This window comes from Lysinibacillus sp. NPDC093688 (assembly GCF_050280145.1).
GTDB lineage: Bacteria > Bacillota > Bacilli > Bacillales_A > Planococcaceae > Lysinibacillus > Lysinibacillus xylanilyticus_B.
Map to the genome: position 1 here is coordinate 1 of NZ_JBNNUX010000022.1, position 20,968 is coordinate 20,968.

Sequence of the window (20,968 nt, forward strand, 5' to 3'; positions counted from 1 at the left end):
TCCTTACATCCATTTTCTATTCCCTCCAATCATATATAATCCCTTTGTTCAATATTCATTTGGGGCGTGTCGTTTTGGCATAACTAATAATTTCGGGATGAACCATCTGATTACCTCCCTTACTCCACAATCTGGCCCGATTGTTGAACAACAAGTTAAAAAACACTCTTCAACTAACCTGCTTCGTTAGTACAAAAAGCGTTTGCTCTAATTAAACAAACGCACCCCGTTGTTTTAAGAAGAAAAATTACTTTTCTCCATATTTTCCATCTCTAATTGCTTTTCGATACTTTCCATCTTCTTCAATAGCTATCGCTTCATCCGTATTAATGCCTTCTATTGAATAATACTTAGTCCCCTTTTTGTACTTGTTTGAAAAGTTTCCAGAGTAAGTCCCTTCCTTATCCGAATGCTTGGTAACATGACCAATCTCTTCATTTATTTCAATTACATACTCTTCGCTAATTTCATAAATATAGCCATCCCAAATAACAAATGATGAATTCCAGTCAGCACTTGAAGAACAGCCTGCAATAACCAGAATAGAAAATATAAGTATACTGAAAATAGAATGTTTAACCTTCACAATTTCCCCCCTTGAATTTTGATATTCAAGCAAGTCTCATTCTTGAACTAACCTGCACTGTTAGTTCAATAAAGTAAAAAAGAGCTGCCTATGCAACTCAATGATCTTTAATTAACGCCCGCATTAGTGTTTAAGTGCAATGGTTCACAATCTTTTTTATTTAGTGGGTTCCAGCATAGCAGTACATTAGAGAAACGATAAAGATAAAAGTTAAGAGTGCTCCTATAACATTTTGGTTATGAGTGCTTTTTCCATTCTTTAAATTCTTCAAAAAAGTAGTGAAATTTAAAAACCACAAAACTCCTAATAATGGTACGACAAGCAAAAGTATAAATATCATAAATTAGTCCTCTCCATCCCATTTACAAAATCTTATTCAACAAAACTTCCCCGTTAGCCATCCATGTAGCGCAAAATCAACACTACACCACAGAAAATGAAAGATTTTTACGTTCTTTCATGGGAGTTTAATAATTTCTACCCAAAATTTCTATCCAAAAACAGAAGCATATAACTACCTGCACAAAGATAAATGGCAACTTGAGTTATGACATAAATCGAAATTTCAAATAAAGTTAATTTTCTTTCTCTCCTAATATTCTTAAAGTGTCTATAGTAATAGAATGAACATAGTAGTAATATTATTGCCGATACTTGGAATATGTTTTCCAATAAACTAATCAAAAAATCATCTCCTCACTTTAATAATATTTTTCATTTAACTCTTATGTTCCTACTTCAATAAATATATAAATTCCCCTTAAAATGGATAAATCCTTCTTCAACTATTCTGCGCCGTTAGTTCAATAAAGAAAAAAAGAGCTGCCTATGCAACTCAATGATCTTTAATTAACGCACTCCGTTAGTACAATAATGGGACTCGTCAGATTTATTCGGATTTACAACGATAAGACTTCAATTTTTATCACGATTTTATTCATCAAAGACTATGGTGCAACATTACTTCAAATGCTTCAAAACCTTTGCTATGACTGACTTTTAACAAAAGTGCATAAAACAACGCATAAACAATATTCATAAGAAAAGCCACGAAACGTTGTTTTAACAACATTCGTGGCTTCTTGGTGTATTTCCAAACTTGCATTTGGAAACGTAATTAGGTTTATTTATGTATACGTTATAAATCCTTGTTGTACTAAGCACCCATTAGTTGTACATAAAGATTTACACAATCATTGCACATTATATTAATGATGCGACAATAAGTAATTATTTTTTATTTTTCAGTTCTAAAAGTATAGGTGCTATATTTAGTAAAATAGAAACAATTGTCAGAAACCATAACGCCTTTTCCATAGTAGGTACAACATCCATTAAAGCCGACCAATCTTCACCTTTTACCCAATTAGATACAAGGCTATGTTCTGCACAGAGTGTCAATGCTGTAAATGATAATCCCATTGCCATCGCAAGTTTATAATCTTTTCCTGTTTTATACATATAAAAATTTATAAAAGTTGCTACTATAGCAATAAGTCCTAATATTAACCACATAATTATACCTCCATCAAATTTTTATTTAAGATGAACATTTATCTACAAATATATATTAAAAGGTCCAGTTATTTTATTTCGAAATCTGGCCCGTTTGTTGAATACAAGTAGAACACTCCGTTAGTTAAAAAAGGTTTTGTGGTTTCAGCCTAAAAATCCAATTATTTAGCGAAGTTCCTCTACCTTTACCTTTAGTTTTATATCCATAGGAAACCCTTCTTCTTCTACTAGGTAAGATATGACATAAGCGCCTTCAGGGAATCCGTCAAATACCTTCTCATAACTTTCATTACTTTTTAAAACACCATTTGCTACATTTGTTTCTTTATCTAGATTTTGAATTTTGTATAAAAAGTTTTCAGTACCAGTATTTAATAAGGTTATTTTAAATGGACTATCACCAGAATGAGTAAAATAAGATTTACTTTGACCTATAGGAGACGCTATCTCTTCATCAATCTCAAGAGGATAAAAACCTCTTATTGGTTCTTCTTTCCCCATATCCGTGACATCTAAGATAACAGGTTCCTTTTCTACAACTTCTGTCACTTCTTCTGACGTTACTTTTAAAGATGGTTCTTCTGTTTGAGAGGAAAATGCATTACACCCTGATAAAAGTATAATAAAAGTACTTATACAAGATATTTTATAACTTCTTATAACTTCTCCTATCCAAATGATTAATAGTTACAATATCACCATAAATTACAGGTTATTATTTAGTTTAAATTCGACATCTCCCACTTGATTTGACTACGTAAAATTAATGTGAATTACATTTCCTTCTTCAACTATCCTGCGTCGTTAGTTCAACAAAGAAAGAAGAGCTTCCTATGCAACTCAATGATCTTCAAGTAAAGCACCTCGTTACTTTAAGTACAATTTTTCACAAAGTAGTTGGCTCCTTAAATCAAATACACTTTACTTTAAAAACATCAATTTTTTCGTATTTATCATCAGAAACGGTTTCAAGATAGATCCATCCTCTATTTCTATAATAGTCAGATGCATCTTCTGTTCTTAAATAAAGTTCATCAAATCCCAATTCTTTGACTACATCTATGGTTTTGGCTACTAACTTTTGTCCTACACCTCTGCCACGATACTCTGGTTTCGTATATAGAGATGCAAGCCAAGGTTTATACATATCTCTTATCTTTAAATCGTTTTCAAAGATTGATACTGTTCCTAAACATTCTCCATTCTCTAAAGCAACGAGTGTTATCGGAAATGCTTTGTCCTTTGTATTTGAAAAGTGTTTAACAACATCTTCAAACTCCATACAACTATCAGTTTTTACCACAAATTCCTTAAAAATCATTTCAGAAACTTCTTTTATTTTATTGGGATGGTTTGATAAAAAATCAACATTCATACTAATCACCCTTTTTAATGTTATGTATATTTCTTTATTATATCGAATTGACCTTCTTAAAGTAACCTCCCTCTCTTTCGAACGTCTTACGTGCATTGGATTCACCATGACAAGTGGGATTCCGTATTGATCTAAGAAATAGGCTAAGTTCATCCAGTAGTGGCCTGAGGCTCAATCCCTATTATTACTTCAGTTTTCTTAGCTTCCTTCATCGTTTGAAGAATCTTTTCATACAAGTTTTCGAAGCCTTCTTTCGATTGATGTACCGCAAAAGCTTTTTCTATTACTCGCCCACGTTCATCGACAAAGCATGCGTAATGAATACGCTGGCAATATCCATGCCGACAAAGAGTGTATTTTCAGTAACTTGATTAATTTTATTATTCCATTTAAAATGCATAAAGGAGTCCTCTTTGTTTGATGATGGGTCAATGGTCATTGACACTCATGCATCATACTAGAGGGCTCCTTTTCTTTCAAGACCTCGAACATCCTTCAAACAGGAATGTTGCACCGTTAGTTGAAGAGCAACAATCTTTACGAAAACAGCCTTTTTAAAAAATGTATTTCAATCGTTTATTTCCTCTACCCTATCCAACCATTCATACATAAGGCTATTAAACAAATTAGCTTGTTCAATTTGCAAATTATGCCCAGCCTTATCTAAAATTGTGAAGGCTGCCCTTGGGAAATTATCTAAAATGGCAAAAGCGTCCTTAAAGCCAACAATCGAATCTTGTTTACCTAACAAGAAAAGACTTGGCTTGTCAAAAGTAAGTTCATCTACAGCAAAAGAAAAACGATAATTTTTCTGGACTTTTTCTAAAAACTCCATATTTGCGATTTCACACCCTGCTAACACTTCATTCGTATATCGATGACAATTATATTCATCTAAAACAACAAGATGTGAACTAAAGTCTTCTAGTTCCTCTTCCGTTAATGTCGATAAAAATTCATTATCCGACAAGACAATACTTTGTTCTGGTACTATTCGACCTTCTTTATCAGGGATAATCAAAGGACAAATAAAAGCAGCACCTAAAATTTGTTCATGATACTCCCTCATGATTCCTCGCACTAAATATCCACCATAAGATTCTCCTACCAATAAATAACGTTCGTTTGGTAGTAAGGAGTGTATTAGTTCAACTACGGCCTCTAACATTTCATCTGAGTTATTGATCTTTTCATAGTCTGTCGTATTGCCCATTCCTGGAAGGTCAATATAGATCCGTTTCCAGCCCTCCCTTTCTGTAAAAATGGGCTCCATACAGCCCTTCATTAGTCTATGATCTGGTGAATAGCCATGGAGCATTACGATTGGTGTTCCAGTTCCAATCACTTCATAGTAAATATTCGCCTTACTTACCTTACAAAATGACATAGTAGTTCCTCCAATTTTATTATAAAAATCCAGGTGTGTTGATTAACATTATTATCCACCCTAATTAATTTGAAGGCTCTGATTCCCGCTACGGGCTACGGGCTACTCGCTTTCCTGCGGGCGAGCGTCGAGCCGCTTCCTCCGCTACGCTCCGTGCAGGGTCTCGTCTGTCTCGCTTTCCCGCGGGAGTCGAGTAGCCCTACGCTACAATCAGTTAAAGATGGAAATATATCAGCAAAATAGCAACAAAAAAATCCTTTTTTCGCTAAATAATAAACCTATTTTTTCCCAATCGACACGCCTTATGAAAATTATTGAATAAGATACATAAATGTCCATAAAAAGTTGTTATGCCTTTCTCTTGTAGTAGCTGGCAGATTGGAGTGGAGACTGGGCGACTCCTTGGGGATTAGCGTCACAGATGAGACCCTGGAGCGAGCACATAAGGGAACTAAGGCTAAAAGCATCACATCCTGTGATAACTCCTTCGTGACCAACATCGTGTTGGCCCAAGCGGCTCATCGGACGCCCCCAGGAAAGCGCACAGTCGGAACGGAAATCAACCCCACATTATGGTAACACCCCAAAAATAACCAATTTTATAATTTACACTAACCCATTATTAAATCATAAACCACCATCGTCGATTCCATCGGTGTTGTATTTAGTTCACTTTTTAATTGCTGCACACATTTTTCATACCATTTTAGTGCGAGGGAACGGTTTTGTAATTGATAGTAACTATACATTAATAAGCGATAGCCTTCTTCCCATAATGCATCCTCACGAATCATTCTTTCTGCATACAAAATAGCTTGCTTATAATTTTGCTGTCGCGTCGCATTTTGTGCTAATCTTTCCAGTACTTCAATATATAATGACTGCAGCTTTTCACGATCCTGCATAAGCCAATCTAACTGCTTTTTTTCAGTATAAAGTGTATCCGTATAGCTCGTTTCAGCAAGATACAACCATTCGTTTGACAATTGTGGATCGAACTCCTCCATCCCTAATTCATAAAAATAGAGAAAGCGTTCGACATCAATTTGCAGAAATTGAATATGCTGCAATTGATACATGTTATTTTTACGCTGAATGAAAAAACTTTCTTGCCGTGCATTTCTATTAGGCTCAAGAACCTTTAATAACGTATTCAAGACAACTTTAAAATCTCGATCGAGTGATTCAACATTCCGCTCCGGCCATAATGCCTGTGCAATCTCTTCTTTTGGCGTAAAACGATTGCGATGACAATATAAATAGACAAAGAGCTCCTTCGATTTATCGCGCTGCCATTCTTTATCCTCAAGCTTTTGATGATTTCTGATTAAATCGATACTTCCTAAAAAATTCACTTGCATTTCCTCATGCGGATAAACGATATTGTCTTCCACTTGAAAATAGCTACGTATCGTCAAAATAGCGGCATTTTCCCCATCACACTTTCTACAAAATTGTAAAAGCTCATAAAAAATCATTCTATTTGGTGGACCGAGAATAGTTTTCCTTTGTAAAAAGTAGTCATAGCCATTTGTGATGCATAACTGGGCAAACTGCTGAAAATAATGATTGAATTGTTGCGGATTATTTTCTTTGAAGGCAATGACAGATTGGAAGAATAGTACATGCATCGCACCATTTTGATCGCCACAGTCGTGAAATAATCGCTGTGCCTTCATTAATAATTGTCGCGCTCGTTCATATTCATATTGAGAAAGAATGATCTTTACCTCAGCAATTAATATTAGAGCAGTCATCCAAGCATCTTGTACTTGCTCTGTTTCCTGTAAGCCAAGAGCTATATATTTTTTAGCTGAAATAATATCTCCTTGCGCATGTTTGACAATTGCTAGTCCCATGTAAGGCTCGGCTTTTACGCGAGAAATATTAATGGTATTCATTAATGTAAGGGCTTTTTCATAAGCATGGCATGCTCCTTGAAAGTCAGGAAAATCCACTAATAGGTAAGCATGTGCTTTGCGAATATAGCCAACAGCCTCAATAAAAACCGATTTTTCTCTTATTCCCCTACGAATCCCATGCTGAGCGGCATACCAAGCATCCTTCACCAGCCCTAATAGCGCATAGACAAATGATACTAACAGTTCACTCTCTCTATGTGTCGCAACAAGCTGTGGCGGTAATTCCAATCTCTTCGTCAGCAATTCCTTTGCTTCTAGTAGCTGCCCAGTTCTTAATAATATTCGAACATCGACATTTGCTCTTTGTAGCACTTCCTCCGTCAAAGCAACCTCATTTGTAAAAACTTGTGCGCCTTTCGCCTTTCCTAAATTCACCAGATTTTCAGCATACTGACGTTGCAATTCGAGAAGTTCCTCTCCGTTTAAAGGCGTATGATTCGCTAACTCTAAAGCCTTTTTTAAATGCGGCTCTGCCAATGCTGGCTGGATTGTGTCAAGGTAAATATGTGCTAAACCTGCTTGCGCTTTTGTCATAAAGAGATAATCATTCTTACTTTTTGCGATGTTTGCACAATGTTCATAGGCCTGCTTCGCTTTTTCGTAATAAGCACGATAGCGGTGGCACTCACCTTCAAAATAATACAATTTATAATATTCCAACTTTTCATCATATGTAAATCGGTTTATCTTTTCTAATAACCACTCAAATTGCCCAGCACGTACTAGACTTTCAGCATGATTTTGTAATTGCTCCCCACAAAAATCCTGATCATTCGTTTTAAATGCGTGATGAAGAACAGCTTGTATATTGTTTTGTTTTACATAATACAATGCAGCTTGTTTATGCAATGCAATATACTGTGAAGCATTTTGTTGTTGCCACTTTAGCTCTAAAAATCGACTGAACAAGGCATGAAAACGATATAAACCAACCTTCGTGATAGGTTGAATAAATAAATGCCGCTGAACAAACAGTTTTAAGGCCTGTGCAATTTCCGTACTATAAAATTGTGAAATAAACTCTTCTGAGAAAGTGGGGAAAATCGCCAGCTTTAATAATGCCTCTTGCTCAAATGCAGACATTTTAAGATAAACTTCCTCTGATAAATAAGTGAAAAGATCATTGGTAGAAATATTTAACCAATGAGCTAATGTCTCATTGTTCCATTGCTCAGCTAATAAAGAAATACTAATAGCCCATCCCTCTGTAATTTCCACAACCTTAGATATTTCATCTTCAGTTAAATGAACTGCTGCATAATCCTCGAAAAAAACAGCGATCTCCTCTGAGGAAAATGCTAATTCTCCTTCTGTAAGAACGAGTAATTTTTTTTGTAGCTTTAACCTCCTCGTAATATCCCATTTCGGCATCGTTCTAGAGGCGATGATAAAGTGTACATTCGGTGGTGAAAACTCAATTATTTTTTCCATCACATAATTTATATGAAATTCATGGTCAACGAGATGGTAATCGTCAATGACAATTAAAATCGGCCCTTCGATTTCACATAAACTATTGACAAACAGCTTAAACCAACGATTAAGTTCTTCTATTTTCGGAAAACGAGATAATTGATTCCAAGCATCAAATTCTTGGCCGAAGCCCGGAACAATTCGTGTGATACTAAAAAATAAATGCCTTAAAAACGGCAATATATTATCATCTTCCTCCGACACACTATACCAGGAAAACTTGCTTGATTGATCATGTAAAAATTGTGTAAGGATTGTTGTTTTGCCATACCCAGCTCCACTATGAATAAGTGTACAAGCATGGTCTAAGCTTTTTTTTAATGTTCTCATTAATGTAGCTCTACTAATACAATGATTAGACGGACTCGGTGGAATACATTTTGATTGAATAATAATGTCTGTCGTCATTTGGTGATAACCTCCCCATTCAACTGGTTATGTAAGGTTACAAGTCTTCAGAGTTAAAATCTTTTACATGATGAGTTCATCATTATAACGTGGGTTGATCTTGTATAATCCAATAATTTTACAATTAAGTATCAAATAAAAGCGAAAACTCACGTATCGCAATTGTTGCTAAGTCAAACCACGAGAGGAGTTTTCGCTTTGTTCTCCAAGTTTATCAAATTGATTTTACCGTTACCAACTTTTTTTCAAGTTTCTTTCCATCCGATGAATGATCAGGTTTAGCACAAATATTATTTATCGTATTTCTTAAACTCAGGAGTTTCCATTAGTCTTTGGAAAAAGATATCTTTAGCTTCTCTATAGTCATCCATTGATTTGGCTTCGTATTCTTTCTTCAATTTATCATATGCATCGCGATATTTATTATTTGCCAATAAAACTTCTCTAAATTTCCAAAAGAAATCAAACTCAGAATCAATTACAGTTAATTGAACTCCTAAAGGAGGATTACTTGTATCATCTTTAAATGCCCTAAATGTATCTGTTTTGACACTTTCATCATTTCTTTCATATAAATTTGATAATAGTTCTACTGCTTTCAAAAATTGTTCAGCACTAACACGTACTTGGATGTCTAAATCGCCTTTAGTAAAGCTATCAGGAATTGCTGAACTACCAACATGCTGGATATCAGCCTCGGGTAGTAATTCTTTTATTTTATTTTCGTGTATCAAAAAAGTTCTCTCAGCATTTTCATGAAATAGTTCACTATTAAAAAAATTTACTTTTTCCATATAAAACACCATCCCAATCTATCCTTTTTATACAAAGTAGCAACGTTACAATGTACAACTACTTTAGTAGATATTACTAAACTAATTTTATTGTAAGCGTAGTAATTTTAATTGGTACTTTATCCTTTATTTTACTATCATAGCCCACTTTTACCTATCGCCAATATGTAATGTTTCATCTGGATTCTTCGCAAGATTTATAATAATTATTCATGAAACTGCACTACCTACAGTTTTCGTTACATAAACTACTACACTTCGGGCTATCTTTTTAGCGATTGTGCCGGTCGTTAATCTTGTCATCCTAGCTTTTGGTTATGAGCCAAATTATTGACAGTTTACCATATACTATATGTTATTTAACATAATTGACTTCTTAAAATGAAAAAACCCGATTATCAACTATATGATAATCGGGTAGTTTAATAGGTTAAAATTATAAAAGTCCTTTACGTAATTCAGCAGCTGATTTTGGTGATAACAGACCGAATGGGATATCGAATACTGTTTTAGCACCTTTGTCGCCAGTTTGGTTTAAGCGATGTGCTGCACGCGCAAATGCTACTAGAACACTAGACGTGAAGTTTGGATTACTTTCAAGTTTTAATGAGAATTCTAGAATTTGTTTTTCGTTAGCGCCGCTTTCCCCACTACGAATAACGAATCCACCGTGTGGCATGCCTGTGTGGTTTGCTTTAAAGTCCTCTTCAGAAATAAAGTTTACTGTTGTGTTATACTCGTCAAAATAGTTTGGCATTGTCACAATTTCTTGCTCAACTTTTGCAGCATCTGCACTTTTCTCAAGAACAACCCAACATTCACGTGCATGTTTTTCACGAGTTGTCAGCTCAGGATTTTCGCCATTACGAACACGATCTACAGCTTCTTTAATTGGTAATGTGTACTGTACAGCGTTTTTAACACCTTCGATGCGACGTATAGCATCTGAGTGACCTTGACTTAAACCGTCTCCCCAGAAAGTATAAGTTGTGCCTACTGGTAGAACTGTCTCCCCGAGTATACGATTTAATGAGAATAAACCTGGATCCCAGCCAACTGAAATGACCGATACTTTACCAGATTTTTGTGCCGCTGCATCTACAACCTCGAAAAACTCAGGAATTTTCGCATGAGTATCAAAGCTATCAATTGTATTAAACCATTGTGCAAAGTGTGGTCCTTGCTCAGGTAAATCTGTAGCTGAGCCACCACATAAAATCATTACATCAATGTCATTTTGGAATTTTTCAGCATCATCCACTAAATATACGCTTGCATTACTTGCAATGTTTACAGTTGAAGGATCGCGACGTGTGAATACCGCTACTAATTCCATATCTGGATTTTGTGAAATAGCATACTCTACACCGCGCCCTAAATTTCCATAACCTACAATACCTACTCGAATTGCACTCATTAAAAATTCCTCCTCACGATTACGTGACTATGTGAAGTCCTTCACGTTAAATCTACTTACAATAATACGTTGTGTTAGGAAAATTCACAATAGTTTGAGTACGTGTTTTTCTCTTGAAATTATACAAGTTTTCTATGATATCTATTCGTTAATGGCATGAATACGGTTTCATAACTTCTTGCAGCGTACAAACATCCGCTGAAAGAAGTTAATGCCTCCGGCGGATGTCACGGAAATCGGAAAGGAGTTCTTTGTGCAAGCACAAAGCCGATTCCGGACGCAATTATGCCGAGGCATAATTGATTAACTAACCTTTAAGTTTTCGTTAAAGCCTTGTAAATGCAGACTTTTTCCACCGTATGTCTTGTACAATAAAACTAACGACAAAGGGGGCATGTTGAATGAAAAGTAATTGTTATTCACCAAGCACAACATTGGAACAAGGAGAATTACTTGCTTGTCCATTCCAAAATGCACAAAAATCTGCTAAAGCTCACATTGAAACTGAGGTAAAGCACAAAAAGATTCCACCCAACACACACCAATGTTTAAGGGTTATACCTTTTGGCGTTATAGAAGAAACCCTAAATATCTCCATACAAAACCAAAGAGTCAATGAGGCTAACTTTTACCATAGCGGAAAGGAGATTGCACGCTGGTTAGTAAAAAAAAGTGAGTACAATAAGTAATAGCTCTCCTCACTGTATTTCCTGTGCCAATTCAGAAAGACGCTCTTCATTTATAATGTGGTAGCCATTCTTTTTCTTCTCTAAAATTTTTTCTTCGCAAAATTGCGCAAGTACATATAATAAATGCCGATAGGAAACCCCTAAATATTCACAGATTTCAGTATGCTTTTCTTTATAGATACCTTGATCTGACGACAATTGGATAAAGGCAGCAAGTCGATTTTCAAGTGGATATGCTTGATTTTGTGTATATTTTGACGTCATTTTGGTCGCCTTTTCCCCTAAAAACACACAAAGTTTACGTAAAAAAAGTACATCCGTGAGTAACTTTTCTTTGCAGGACTGTGTAATCGAAAAACAAATCGTCTCGGTTACTGTCTGAATCCCCTTCGTATATCTCGCCTCATTTAGCAACTCAATTTCACCCATAAAACGCGGTGCCTCTGGGTATTCGATAAGCGAGACCTTTCCGTTTTTATGCGTCATATATATTTTCGCTTTCCCTTCAATCATGTAGTATAGCGTATCCGGAAATGATCCTTCGTTAAAAATCCATTCGCCTTTGTCAAACTTACATACCTCCAGAAATGGAGTTATATCAAATGAGAAAAAATCATCAATTGGATATTTATCGAGATAGTATGAACGTTCCTCAGCTGTCAGTATATGCATTTTTTACTCTCCTCTAAAAAAATGTGAGATATCTCACATTATTGTAACGATGAACGTGCTATTATTCAACATAGTTAATGGAGGTACGTAAAATTTATGAACAATCAACGATGGCTTTCTCAAAATTTCTTTGCATTTTTCTTTACTTGGGGTATTTTCTTACCTTACTGGACTGGTTGGCTTGTAGATGCCAAACATCTTACAGTTTCACAGGCTAGCGTCGTAATGGGCTGTGGTCTTTTAGCACGAGCAACATCAAATCTATTTTTCTTCCCGACGCTTGCAAAATATGTGAATAACAAACGACTCACTAGCATTCTAGCAATAGGTGCACTAATCACAACTTTACTTTACATACTAAGCACGAGCTTTATCTCGCTTCTTATTGTGACGCTTTTATTTAGCGTTTTCTATCCAGCACTGCTACCTGCCGTTGAAAGTAGCGCGGCAACGCTCGTACAGCATGGACATGTACACTATGGTAAAAGCCGCTCCTATGGTTCCCTTGGCTTTGTCATTGCAGTATTAATCATTAGTATGCTGACAGGTGCATTTGGCAATGACATTATCTTTTGGAGTATGGTGGTCGGCCTGATCGGTATGCTGTTGATGCAACAAATGGCTACTCCACAAGAGTTACTCGTTGTACCGACGAAAGAACAACGTGCAAAATCATTGTCGATGAAAACATTATGGTCTATTAAAGGCTTCCCTATCGTTTTATTAATCGTTATTTTATTACAAGGCGCACACGCTTCTTATTACAGTTACGGCTATATATATTTAGGTGATTTACATGTCGACCCATTCTACATGGGGATGATTATTAACATCGCCGTTATTTGCGAAATCTTATACTTTATGAAGGCTGATACACTATTTAACAAATGGCGCTCATCTTCTTTATTACTTTTAGCAGCTAGTGGTTCATCATTACGTTGGCTACTTATTTACCTATTCCCGAATGTCTGGGTATTTATCGCTTCTCAAACATTACATGCATTATCTTTTGCTCTCGCGCATTACGCTTTTATCAGCTATTTAACAAAAGTATTGCCGAAGGAGCAAATTCCAAATGCACAAGGCCTTTACTCTGCATTAGCAATGGGATTAAGTACAGCTATCCTTACATTTTTAGGCGGCTATCTATACGAAATTTCTCCTGGACTATCATTTGCAGCAATGCTTATTTGTACTGTTCCAGCAATCGGTATACTTCTTACTACTAGAAATAAATATCAATATTAAAATGAGCAGGTGAGATTTTCCTCACCTGCTTTTCTATATGCTCACCTTGGATAATACGAAAACCCAGGATACTTCACGACCGGCCACTTTTCCTTTCTTAACACTTGTAAGAGTTCAGGGCCAATATTTAAATTGCTTTGTACTAGCTCAGCTGGAGTAAGAGCCATCCATTGATTTAATGAAACATCTTGAAACCTATCACTTTTAAACATTTCAAGGAACCATAATGTCTCATTACCGGTATTCTCAATGTAGTGTCCATTTGCAAACGGCACGTATCCGACATCTCCTGCACGATAATCGAATGTTCTCGCCACACCATTAGCTGCAAATACTGTCATACGTCCTTTTCCTTGTAGGTAATATTGCCATTCGTCATTATTCGGGTGCCAATGCAGCTCTCTCATAGCACCAGGCTTAATCTCGACTAGTGCTGCCGCGATATTTTTAGAAATAGGAAAGTTTGTCGAATCCACAATTCTGACACTGCCACCGGGAGTTTTAATAGGAGTTTGTGCAAGCAGACGATGTTTGAAGGTTTGAGGGACCGTACCATATGGAGATTGCACTTTTTGTGTGTCAAGAGGTCCTGGAACTTGATCTTGATATATATAGACTTGTTCTTTCGGGATATGTTGAAAAGCGCTCATTGGAACACCAAAATTAGAGGACAGCACATCTTTAGGAGTATGGGCAAACCAATCAGATATTGAAAATGTACTAAGATCTGAAAAATGCCCATCGTCAAACACTAGTAAAAATTCACAGCCATCTTCAAGGCCCTGTATGGAATGAGGAATTCCGGGTGGGAAATACCATAAGTCCCCCGGGCCTACATCGGCTATAAAATTACGCCCATTTTGATCGACCGCTGTAATGCGTGCATGACCAAGAAGCATATACGACCATTCGGCTTGTTGATGCCAATGTAGCTCACGTACCCCACCAGGTGTCAAACTCATATTGACACCTGCCAATGTTGTAGCAATAGGCAGATCGCGAGCAGTAATTTCTCGAGACCAACCGCCATGCTTTAAAACCATATGCGTATCAGAAAACGAAAATTTTAAATTTGGTACAAGCCCAGCATCCGTTTTTGGAGGGACAAGCATATCAGGATTTTCCAAATCCCTCATAATATCTCTCGGCCCTTTATCCACCCCACCTGCACCATCTTTCCGAATAGGCTGCGGAACATAAGAATAGCCATCTGGCATGTTCTCCAAGTATTCACCTCTTCATAAAGAAATCGTTATTTACATATGTATGGATTATTTCGTTGGATTATTCTTTTCGATTTAGCTTGGTTGCGAGGATGGCAGAAGATGTTGGTGTTAAATAAATCTCTGTTGCTCTCAATTCCTTTTGATTTAACCAAAAATCCCTGACTTTATCAGGCTTTCCTCTCCATTCTTCTGGAAAATGTTTTTCTGGCGTAAAATCGTCCATCACTAACATATCACCAATAGCCAACGGATCCATTAGTTGAACGCCTTCAATCGTTTTAGCTGCAGCTGCATCCGCAAAAATAAATTGAAAAGGACCTTTTGCGATCGCCTCTTTCCAATCACCTACTAAAATTTCTGCTTGCTGATGACGAATTGTTTGAGCAGTAGCCTCGATTTTTTCCTTTGCATGATCCACTGAGACAAACTGAACGTTTGGTGCAATGGTAGAAAGAATCCAAGCACTCCCTACGCCATAGCCAGTCCCGACTTCAAGAATTTTCCCATGTGTGATTTGACCAACAAGTACAGATAACAATCTTCCAGCCTCATCCTAACAAGAATACTCAAAATGATGTCTTTGGGCTAACATTTTACTTGCTTTCACCAACTCTGGGATATAGGTATTGGAGCGATATTTCGTTACCATAATAACAAACCACCTTTTCGATTTTATTTCTTATTTCATATTCGCTTTTTTACTTAAAATTCCTTTTTAAATACATCGTCTCCCTAAATAGAAGTTTGTATCTACAAAAAAAATATATATGAACCATCTTAATTTAGTGTATAATAATACCTATAATTAAATAAAAATACAAAGGAGTGATGGTTTATGGAATTTATAGTTGAATCTGAGAATTTAGAAGATTACTTACTTGAATTAGATGTGGTCAATTACTCTAACCGAATTATTAAAGAGAAAATTGAGGAACTATTTAACTCAACTCAAACAGATGTTGAAAAAGCAAAGATTGCTTTTGAATTTGTTCGTGATGAAATATCACATTCTTGGGATATTCAAGGAGAAAAAGTTACTTGTCATGCATCAGATGTATTGAAGTACAAACAAGGTATTTGCTATGCAAAATCAAACCTTTTAGCAGCATTATTACGTTCGCAAGGTATTCCAACAGGTTTCTGTTATCAACGATTAATGTTGTTTGATACCCCCGAAAAAGGATATTCGATTCATGCTATGAATGCTGTATATCTTAAATCCCATAATAAGTGGATACGCTTAGATGCTCGCGGAAATAAAACTGGTGTTAATGCTCAATTTTCAATAGATGAAGAAAAATTAGCTTTTCCAATTAACAAGGAACTTGGTGAAAAAGATTATTCAGTTATTTTTATAAAGCCAAATCCCAAAACCATTGCTGTATTAAAGGAGCATACTAATTTATTGGAAATGTATAAGCACTATTTACCTGAAAGTATATAACAGCGGCTTAAATTAATTAACGTAAATATCATCACTCGTATCTATACTAAATCAAAATAAAAACGGTAAAAAAGATGCAATAGAAATTGCATCTTTAAGCATTTATTTTTTCCCAGTTGCTAGCGAGAAATTAGACTTATTCTTCAAAATGCTAGTCATTGGTGATCATCAATTATAGTCTAACTTTAACTTCAGTACCGTCCGTAGCTTTAACATCTACTAGCACAATTCCCTTATAATTTTTCAGTTCCTTGACGATAGGCTTTAGCGTGTTTTTATCTATAAGTGGAAAGGTAAAGTCTATTTTTTTTCTTTCGAAGTGCTCTTTTGTCCATTTGTTTAAATTTCGTTGCAAAAGTTTCGAAGACAAAATTGAAATAACAATGTTTAACATAGCATATGGCATTGGGATGTTAAGCCGAAAGCCTTTTGTTTTTACTTTTACATGCATCATAAGCAAATCACTATTCAATGATGACCGAAACGGTATCTCCGTTTGCTGATTTAATATCAACAATTTGGCCATCTAATTCATTTTCAATTGCTTCAATAATAAGGTTTATATCTATATCTTTAACGTATTTTTCCGCTTGAGGAACACTCGCTGCGATGCTGTGTCCAGCCAATAATACTACCTTGACAAGTTTTATAGGCAAATTGACCATGACATTATCATTTTCGGCTGATACAACACGGACTTTTAAAGTTTTATCTAAATATTTAGTCGGTTTTTCAATACTTGTTTCTTCTTTTTCCTTTAATACTTGAATCAGTTCTGATCCCTGTTCTGCATTAATCTTTCCTTCTTGAACCATTGTTAATACTTTTGCAATTTCCTCTTTCATGATAGATTCCTCCCTATTCTTCTTTTAAAAGCTTAATAGCTTCTTCTGGTGTGATTTCGCCATTTTCCAACATGGTCACAACTTTTTTCTCGTCTACTTCATTTTTCTTCTTCTGCACATATCCAAGGGATGAAATAATATCTGTTAGCTTGCCTCGAACCGTTGGATACGAAATCCCCAGTTCCTTTTCTACTTCTTTGATATTCCCTCTACAAGTTAAAAATACTTCTACAAAATGAAGCTGATCCTTTGATAAAGATGCCAGCTTAGATAATTCAAACTCATTTTCAATCGTTGTGTGACAATGAGAGCATTGCAACTTTGTAATTTTCAATGTTTTACTGCAAACAGGACAATTTGTGATAACTTGATAAGCCATAGTGATATCCCTTCCTTCTAGTTGATTTGATTATACAACAAGGAATTGAAAATGCAAATAATTAAATTTAAATATTTTAATGCTAAAAATCAATAATATTAATTAAGTGTTCAATATCATTAATTACCAACTTCTCAATTAACTTATAGACTATATCTTAACCCCGTCCAAAATGTAAAACGAGGTTTTGCTTGTTTTAGGTGTTGAAAAAATGATGACTTGTTTCCCATTTAATTCGAAAGCAACAATCCAGTCTTCTCTAAGCAAAAAATCAAAGCTAGTTTTTCAGTCCACAATTAGCTTGTCCAAATCCATTTAGGAATACCTGCTTTTGAATAATATTTTGGTTAACTTTGAAAAAACCTCAAATCACACCTTTATGGTTCCTATCTTAGAATTTCTCTTCAATAAAGGCTATACTTTCCGCTACAATATTATGGTAAAATATTTTTTAGTCTAAATTTTTCAAGAAAAGGAGGAAAGATATGGAGCATATAAAAGAAAAACCAAAAAAGACAAATAAGGACTTTAGCTCAAAGGACGCTGTTTTTGTATTCTCTTCTTTTACATTCATTTGTGCGGCAGCCATTTTTGTTCTTATCGTTTATGATGTATTCACGATACATAATTTCCTATCATTTAATCAACCATTCAGGATGGTATTGAGTATAGTTCTCTCTTCATTCGGTCTACTTTTGTTTGGCGTAATCTTAACAATGTATATTCCCTCGAATTACATGGACGAAACTAATAAAAGCTATCAAAACTATTCGTTGTTAGCTATTTCTTCCTTTATGTTTATAGCAGCATTATTTGAAGAAATGTTATTTAGAGGAATTATTCAAAATTTGCTTCTTGTATTTATTGAAAACAAATGGACTGCCATTATCATAACAACTTTATTGTTCTTAGGATTTCATATTCAATACTTCAAAAAACCTATTATGTTACTAAATATCGCCATTCCTAGTCTGATTTTCGGATGGATATATTTTGAAACAAACAATATCTTAGTACCTTTTCTTGCGCATTTTTTGATGAATATCGGAATGACACTGCTATTCAAATACAATGTAATAAGTATGAAAAGGTAATCGAGTAGGGGGGAGTGATTAGCTCCCACCTCTCACACCACCGTACGTACGGTTCCGTATACGGCGGTTCAATTAAGATAGAAAACGCTCTGATACACAATTATGTATTAAATAAAAAACAAGAATGCTAATATGAACATTCCTGTTTTATATACACTTATAAAAGTATTTATTTCCTGAAAATTCTGTATTTTCAATCGATAACTTAAATACTTTTTTAGCATTTCAATAGTTTTCATTTAATCTTATGCGTTTTTATATACTTTAAGATGTTATCAACATTTTCTGAATTATATTCTGCCTCTGTTAAAAGATAGTATCCACTTTTAGAAAAATCAATGTGATCAAGTGCACTTTTTAAGTATGGAGAAATCAAAACCAAAACGCCATCATTTTCTAATAATTCCTCTGGAGATTCAAACCCATGAGTAACTTCTACGTTAAAAGAACTCAAATTATTTTCTTTCAAAGAATTTTCTATACTTTTTTAGTCTCGTTGACCTTTTCTTCAAAAAGAATCCTTCTCTATCTAAACCTGTTGCAAATCCTCTAAACCCCATTGCTAATTTTGGATAAATATAAATCGTTTTCATTATGACCACCCTTTCAAAAAGAATTATGACCCTTTTAATACTAATCATAAATTTTTCTCCAACCATTCCTTTAAGTCAGATTAGGAAGCCCTATATTATCCTTCCATTCTATAATGTCATGTATTGAACCATTAGAAACATAAGCGTGAGGTTTCTCTGTTTTCTGTGTTCATTCATTCAAGATGGAATGCCAAGGGCTATTCTCTATTAGTTGTTCAGTCCTTTCGATTATTTCTAGACCCAATCGTACTATGACCTTGGCTAACCTCTACTTCTGTCTTCGTGTTCAGGACTTGCACACTATAGTTCATACCCACATTGGCGCACATTAAAAACATCACCCCCCTAAAGGTGTGATGTTTTTATTCTTAATGCCGTTTTACTACCGTTTCAACGACGCATTCAAATAATATTTCCAAGCCAACCTTTAATTCTTCATTTGTCGCATAGGCATATGATAATCGAATATGCTGGGTATCTTGCGGGTCATAGATATAGCCTGGATTAATAAGGACTTGTCGATGCAAAAGCTTAGTAAACAACTCTTTATCAACAATGGGTTCATGAAACTTTAGCCAAATATAGAAGCCCCCTTTTGGCTTAATCCACTCCGCAATATCATAGAATTTTTCTTGTAAAATAGTCTCTACATAATCTGCACTTTGCTGTAATTTTTGGCGTAAGCCGACGATATGCTTTTCATACTTTCCAGACTGCAGCCAATGCAGCACAATTTCCTGCGAGATGGCGCTTGATCCGTAATCTGTTTGCATTTTTATATCCGCTAACCGCTCAATAACGGTTGTTGGGCCGATTAACCAGCCAATTCTAAGGCCAGGACTTAATGTTTTTGAAACACTTCCAATATAGAGGACTTGCCCGCTTTCATCCATTGATTTTATTGGGGAAGTTGCCTCTTTAAAGAGCAATTCATGATAAACATCATCCTCAATGATGGGAATGCGAGATGCTTTACACGCTTCATAAAGCTGCTCTTTTTCAAACGTCGTCCACACGCCTCCAGTCGGATTGTTTAACGTAGGGACAGCATAAAATACAGCCTGCCTTTTTCTTTTTCGTTGAGCCAATGTTTGTGCAAGCTGTTCATCGCGATGGATAGACAGCATTTGCATACCAACAGACTGGAAAGGATGAACTGAATTTAAATAAGATGTCTGTTCCTGAAATACGATAGACCCTTGTTCAAGCAGTCCAACTGCTATAAGCTGCAATGCCTGTAGTGCACCAGAGACAATACAAACATTTTGAGGCTTTGTATGAATGCCCCTTGTTTTCACGTAGTCACAAATTGCTTCACGAAGTTTAACGCTTCCCTGCGGTGATGAATAGCCTAAAGCTTTCGACTGCAAAGATAGCTCTTTCAATGATGCTTCAATTTCAGCTGTCGGTAATAAACTTGGTGCTAGTTCCCCAGTACCTATTCGAATGACATCATCGCGCTGCTCGTATTCATTGATTAATTGAATGGTATGATAATTGGGCTTATGTAAGCTTGTGTCAATAAAGGATTGCCAATTTGGCTGTGATTGTGTAATTAAGGAATGCCAAGAATTTTGAGCTACAAATATACCTGAGCCTACTTTTGATTCCAATATTCCTGCTGCTTTTAACTCCTCTAACGCCTGCTGAACAGTACTGCGATTAACCCCAAACTGCATCGCTAGCTGTCTTTGTGTCGGTAGCTTTGTTCCTGCCACCCAATCTCCCCGTTCTATATGCTCAGTAATCCAAGTCACAATTTGTTGCTGTAATGTCATTTCACCTTGTCTTTTAGGTTGCCAGTTCATTCGTTTCACCTCAAACATATCAATTATGCCTCCGGCGGATGTTTAGGTACCCGCTGAAAGAAGATAAAATTGGATGGATAAAAAACCATCCAA

General features: G+C 35.7%; 22 protein-coding genes and 1 pseudogene. 5 read left to right on the top strand and 18 right to left on the bottom strand.

Features of this window, described 5'->3' with window-relative positions; all coding sequences use genetic code 11:
- Positions 1–190: hypothetical protein (locus tag ACQKN2_RS16545; protein ID WP_427415911.1), on the top strand; the 190-nt coding region annotated here is incomplete at its 5' end.
- Positions 191–247: 57 nt separating this feature from the next.
- On the opposite strand, the gene ACQKN2_RS16550 is transcribed toward ACQKN2_RS16545, so the two are convergent.
- The 9 genes and pseudogenes from ACQKN2_RS16550 to ACQKN2_RS16590 all read right to left on the bottom strand — a co-directional run bounded on the left by ACQKN2_RS16550 (position 248) and on the right by ACQKN2_RS16590 (position 10,877).
- On the bottom strand, positions 248–586 hold the full coding sequence (locus ACQKN2_RS16550; protein WP_427415912.1) for a hypothetical protein: 339 nt from the start codon (positions 584–586) through the stop codon (positions 248–250).
- Between the two features lie 1,230 nt (positions 587–1,816).
- Complete coding sequence (locus ACQKN2_RS16555) at positions 1,817–2,101, bottom strand: hypothetical protein (RefSeq protein WP_419962308.1); 285 nt, start codon at positions 2,099–2,101, stop codon at positions 1,817–1,819.
- A 165-nt stretch (positions 2,102–2,266) separates the two neighbouring features.
- Positions 2,267–2,650 (bottom strand): hypothetical protein, encoded by a 384-nt coding sequence (locus ACQKN2_RS16560; protein ID WP_427415913.1) that lies wholly within the window; start codon positions 2,648–2,650, stop codon positions 2,267–2,269.
- A 361-nt stretch (positions 2,651–3,011) separates the two neighbouring features.
- Positions 3,012–3,476 (bottom strand): GNAT family N-acetyltransferase, encoded by a 465-nt coding sequence (locus ACQKN2_RS16565; protein WP_427415971.1) that lies wholly within the window; start codon positions 3,474–3,476, stop codon positions 3,012–3,014.
- 57 nt (positions 3,477–3,533) lie between these two features.
- Positions 3,534–3,876 (bottom strand): annotated as a pseudogene (locus ACQKN2_RS16570) (IS110 family transposase); the annotation flags it as partial.
- 168 nt (positions 3,877–4,044) lie between these two features.
- Positions 4,045–4,863: an alpha/beta fold hydrolase gene (locus tag ACQKN2_RS16575; protein ID WP_427415914.1), complete on the bottom strand. Its 819-nt coding sequence runs from the start codon at positions 4,861–4,863 to the stop codon at positions 4,045–4,047.
- A gap of 611 nt (positions 4,864–5,474) precedes the next feature.
- Entirely contained in the window at positions 5,475–8,666 is a 3,192-nt protein-coding gene (locus ACQKN2_RS16580; protein ID WP_427415915.1) for a BTAD domain-containing putative transcriptional regulator, read from the bottom strand.
- A gap of 290 nt (positions 8,667–8,956) precedes the next feature.
- On the bottom strand, positions 8,957–9,460 hold the full coding sequence (locus ACQKN2_RS16585) for a GrpB family protein (protein ID WP_323645789.1): 504 nt from the start codon (positions 9,458–9,460) through the stop codon (positions 8,957–8,959).
- Between the two features lie 436 nt (positions 9,461–9,896).
- On the bottom strand, positions 9,897–10,877 hold the full coding sequence (locus ACQKN2_RS16590) for a diaminopimelate dehydrogenase (protein ID WP_427415916.1): 981 nt from the start codon (positions 10,875–10,877) through the stop codon (positions 9,897–9,899).
- Between the two features lie 401 nt (positions 10,878–11,278).
- Between ACQKN2_RS16590 and ACQKN2_RS16595 the strand changes: the two genes are divergently transcribed.
- A complete protein-coding gene (locus ACQKN2_RS16595) occupies positions 11,279–11,566 on the top strand; it encodes a hypothetical protein (RefSeq protein ID WP_427415917.1) in 288 nt (95 codons plus the stop codon).
- A 9-nt stretch (positions 11,567–11,575) separates the two neighbouring features.
- Here the strand turns inward: ACQKN2_RS16595 and yeiL are convergent, their stop codons facing one another.
- Entirely contained in the window at positions 11,576–12,238 is a 663-nt protein-coding gene (yeiL, locus tag ACQKN2_RS16600) for a transcriptional regulator YeiL (protein WP_427415918.1), read from the bottom strand.
- Positions 12,239–12,334: 96 nt separating this feature from the next.
- On the opposite strand from yeiL, the gene ACQKN2_RS16605 reads away from it, so the two are divergent.
- The gene (locus ACQKN2_RS16605) at positions 12,335–13,486 is read left to right on the top strand and encodes an MFS transporter (RefSeq protein ID WP_427415919.1); all 1,152 of its coding nucleotides are present in this window, start codon (positions 12,335–12,337) and stop codon (positions 13,484–13,486) included.
- Between the two features lie 41 nt (positions 13,487–13,527).
- On the opposite strand, the gene ACQKN2_RS16610 is transcribed toward ACQKN2_RS16605, so the two are convergent.
- Positions 13,528–14,703: an oxalate decarboxylase family bicupin gene (locus ACQKN2_RS16610; protein ID WP_427415972.1), complete on the bottom strand. Its 1,176-nt coding sequence runs from the start codon at positions 14,701–14,703 to the stop codon at positions 13,528–13,530.
- Between the two features lie 67 nt (positions 14,704–14,770).
- Positions 14,771–15,250 (bottom strand): O-methyltransferase, encoded by a 480-nt coding sequence (locus ACQKN2_RS16615; RefSeq protein ID WP_427415920.1) that lies wholly within the window; start codon positions 15,248–15,250, stop codon positions 14,771–14,773.
- A gap of 297 nt (positions 15,251–15,547) precedes the next feature.
- On the opposite strand from ACQKN2_RS16615, the gene ACQKN2_RS16620 reads away from it, so the two are divergent.
- Entirely contained in the window at positions 15,548–16,156 is a 609-nt protein-coding gene (locus ACQKN2_RS16620) for a transglutaminase-like domain-containing protein (protein ID WP_427415921.1), read from the top strand.
- A 172-nt stretch (positions 16,157–16,328) separates the two neighbouring features.
- On the opposite strand, the gene ACQKN2_RS16625 is transcribed toward ACQKN2_RS16620, so the two are convergent.
- The 3 genes from ACQKN2_RS16625 to ACQKN2_RS16635 are packed head-to-tail and all read right to left on the bottom strand — an operon-like array spanning position 16,329 to position 17,380.
- Positions 16,329–16,610, bottom strand: coding sequence for a hypothetical protein (locus ACQKN2_RS16625; RefSeq protein WP_427415922.1), 282 nt, complete (start codon positions 16,608–16,610; stop codon positions 16,329–16,331).
- Positions 16,611–16,620: 10 nt separating this feature from the next.
- On the bottom strand, positions 16,621–17,001 hold the full coding sequence (locus tag ACQKN2_RS16630; protein WP_427415923.1) for an SHOCT-like domain-containing protein: 381 nt from the start codon (positions 16,999–17,001) through the stop codon (positions 16,621–16,623).
- 13 nt (positions 17,002–17,014) lie between these two features.
- On the bottom strand, positions 17,015–17,380 hold the full coding sequence (locus ACQKN2_RS16635; RefSeq protein ID WP_053485903.1) for a DUF2089 domain-containing protein: 366 nt from the start codon (positions 17,378–17,380) through the stop codon (positions 17,015–17,017).
- Positions 17,381–17,865: 485 nt separating this feature from the next.
- Between ACQKN2_RS16635 and ACQKN2_RS16640 the strand changes: the two genes are divergently transcribed.
- A complete protein-coding gene (locus tag ACQKN2_RS16640) occupies positions 17,866–18,474 on the top strand; it encodes a CPBP family intramembrane glutamic endopeptidase (RefSeq protein ID WP_427415924.1) in 609 nt (202 codons plus the stop codon).
- 235 nt (positions 18,475–18,709) lie between these two features.
- Here ACQKN2_RS16640 and ACQKN2_RS16645 read toward each other — a convergent pair whose 3' ends face one another.
- From ACQKN2_RS16645 to ACQKN2_RS16655, 3 genes are all read right to left on the bottom strand, one after another.
- Positions 18,710–18,943 carry a hypothetical protein gene (locus tag ACQKN2_RS16645; protein ID WP_427415925.1) on the bottom strand — a complete coding sequence of 78 codons (234 nt, stop codon included), beginning with the start codon at positions 18,941–18,943 and terminating at the stop codon, positions 18,710–18,712.
- Positions 18,930–19,115, bottom strand: coding sequence for a hypothetical protein (locus ACQKN2_RS16650; RefSeq protein ID WP_427415926.1), 186 nt, complete (start codon positions 19,113–19,115; stop codon positions 18,930–18,932). Before ACQKN2_RS16650 ends, ACQKN2_RS16645 begins: the two co-directional genes overlap by 14 nt.
- A 320-nt stretch (positions 19,116–19,435) precedes the next feature.
- On the bottom strand, positions 19,436–20,875 hold the full coding sequence (locus ACQKN2_RS16655) for a PLP-dependent aminotransferase family protein (RefSeq protein ID WP_427415973.1): 1,440 nt from the start codon (positions 20,873–20,875) through the stop codon (positions 19,436–19,438).
- Between the last annotated feature and the right edge of the window lie 93 nt (positions 20,876–20,968).

Coding starts and splice junctions, on each gene's coding strand:
- ACQKN2_RS16555 (WP_419962308.1), bottom strand. CDS start 2,101: ATGTGGTTAATATTAGGACTTATTGCTATAGTAGCAACTTTTATAAAT.
- ACQKN2_RS16565 (WP_427415971.1), bottom strand. CDS start 3,476: ATGAATGTTGATTTTTTATCAAACCATCCCAATAAAATAAAAGAAGTT.
- ACQKN2_RS16575 (WP_427415914.1), bottom strand. CDS start 4,863: ATGTCATTTTGTAAGGTAAGTAAGGCGAATATTTACTATGAAGTGATT.
- ACQKN2_RS16580 (WP_427415915.1), bottom strand. CDS start 8,666: ATGACGACAGACATTATTATTCAATCAAAATGTATTCCACCGAGTCCG.
- ACQKN2_RS16585 (WP_323645789.1), bottom strand. CDS start 9,460: ATGGAAAAAGTAAATTTTTTTAATAGTGAACTATTTCATGAAAATGCT.
- ACQKN2_RS16590 (WP_427415916.1), bottom strand. CDS start 10,877: ATGAGTGCAATTCGAGTAGGTATTGTAGGTTATGGAAATTTAGGGCGC.
- ACQKN2_RS16595 (WP_427415917.1), top strand. CDS start 11,279: ATGAAAAGTAATTGTTATTCACCAAGCACAACATTGGAACAAGGAGAA.
- yeiL (WP_427415918.1), bottom strand. CDS start 12,238: ATGCATATACTGACAGCTGAGGAACGTTCATACTATCTCGATAAATAT.
- ACQKN2_RS16605 (WP_427415919.1), top strand. CDS start 12,335: ATGAACAATCAACGATGGCTTTCTCAAAATTTCTTTGCATTTTTCTTT.
- ACQKN2_RS16610 (WP_427415972.1), bottom strand. CDS start 14,703: ATGCCAGATGGCTATTCTTATGTTCCGCAGCCTATTCGGAAAGATGGT.
- ACQKN2_RS16620 (WP_427415921.1), top strand. CDS start 15,548: ATGGAATTTATAGTTGAATCTGAGAATTTAGAAGATTACTTACTTGAA.
- ACQKN2_RS16625 (WP_427415922.1), bottom strand. CDS start 16,610: ATGATGCATGTAAAAGTAAAAACAAAAGGCTTTCGGCTTAACATCCCA.
- ACQKN2_RS16630 (WP_427415923.1), bottom strand. CDS start 17,001: ATGAAAGAGGAAATTGCAAAAGTATTAACAATGGTTCAAGAAGGAAAG.
- ACQKN2_RS16635 (WP_053485903.1), bottom strand. CDS start 17,380: ATGGCTTATCAAGTTATCACAAATTGTCCTGTTTGCAGTAAAACATTG.
- ACQKN2_RS16640 (WP_427415924.1), top strand. CDS start 17,866: ATGGAGCATATAAAAGAAAAACCAAAAAAGACAAATAAGGACTTTAGC.
- ACQKN2_RS16650 (WP_427415926.1), bottom strand. CDS start 19,115: ATGATTAGTATTAAAAGGGTCATAATTCTTTTTGAAAGGGTGGTCATA.
- ACQKN2_RS16655 (WP_427415973.1), bottom strand. CDS start 20,875: ATGAACTGGCAACCTAAAAGACAAGGTGAAATGACATTACAGCAACAA.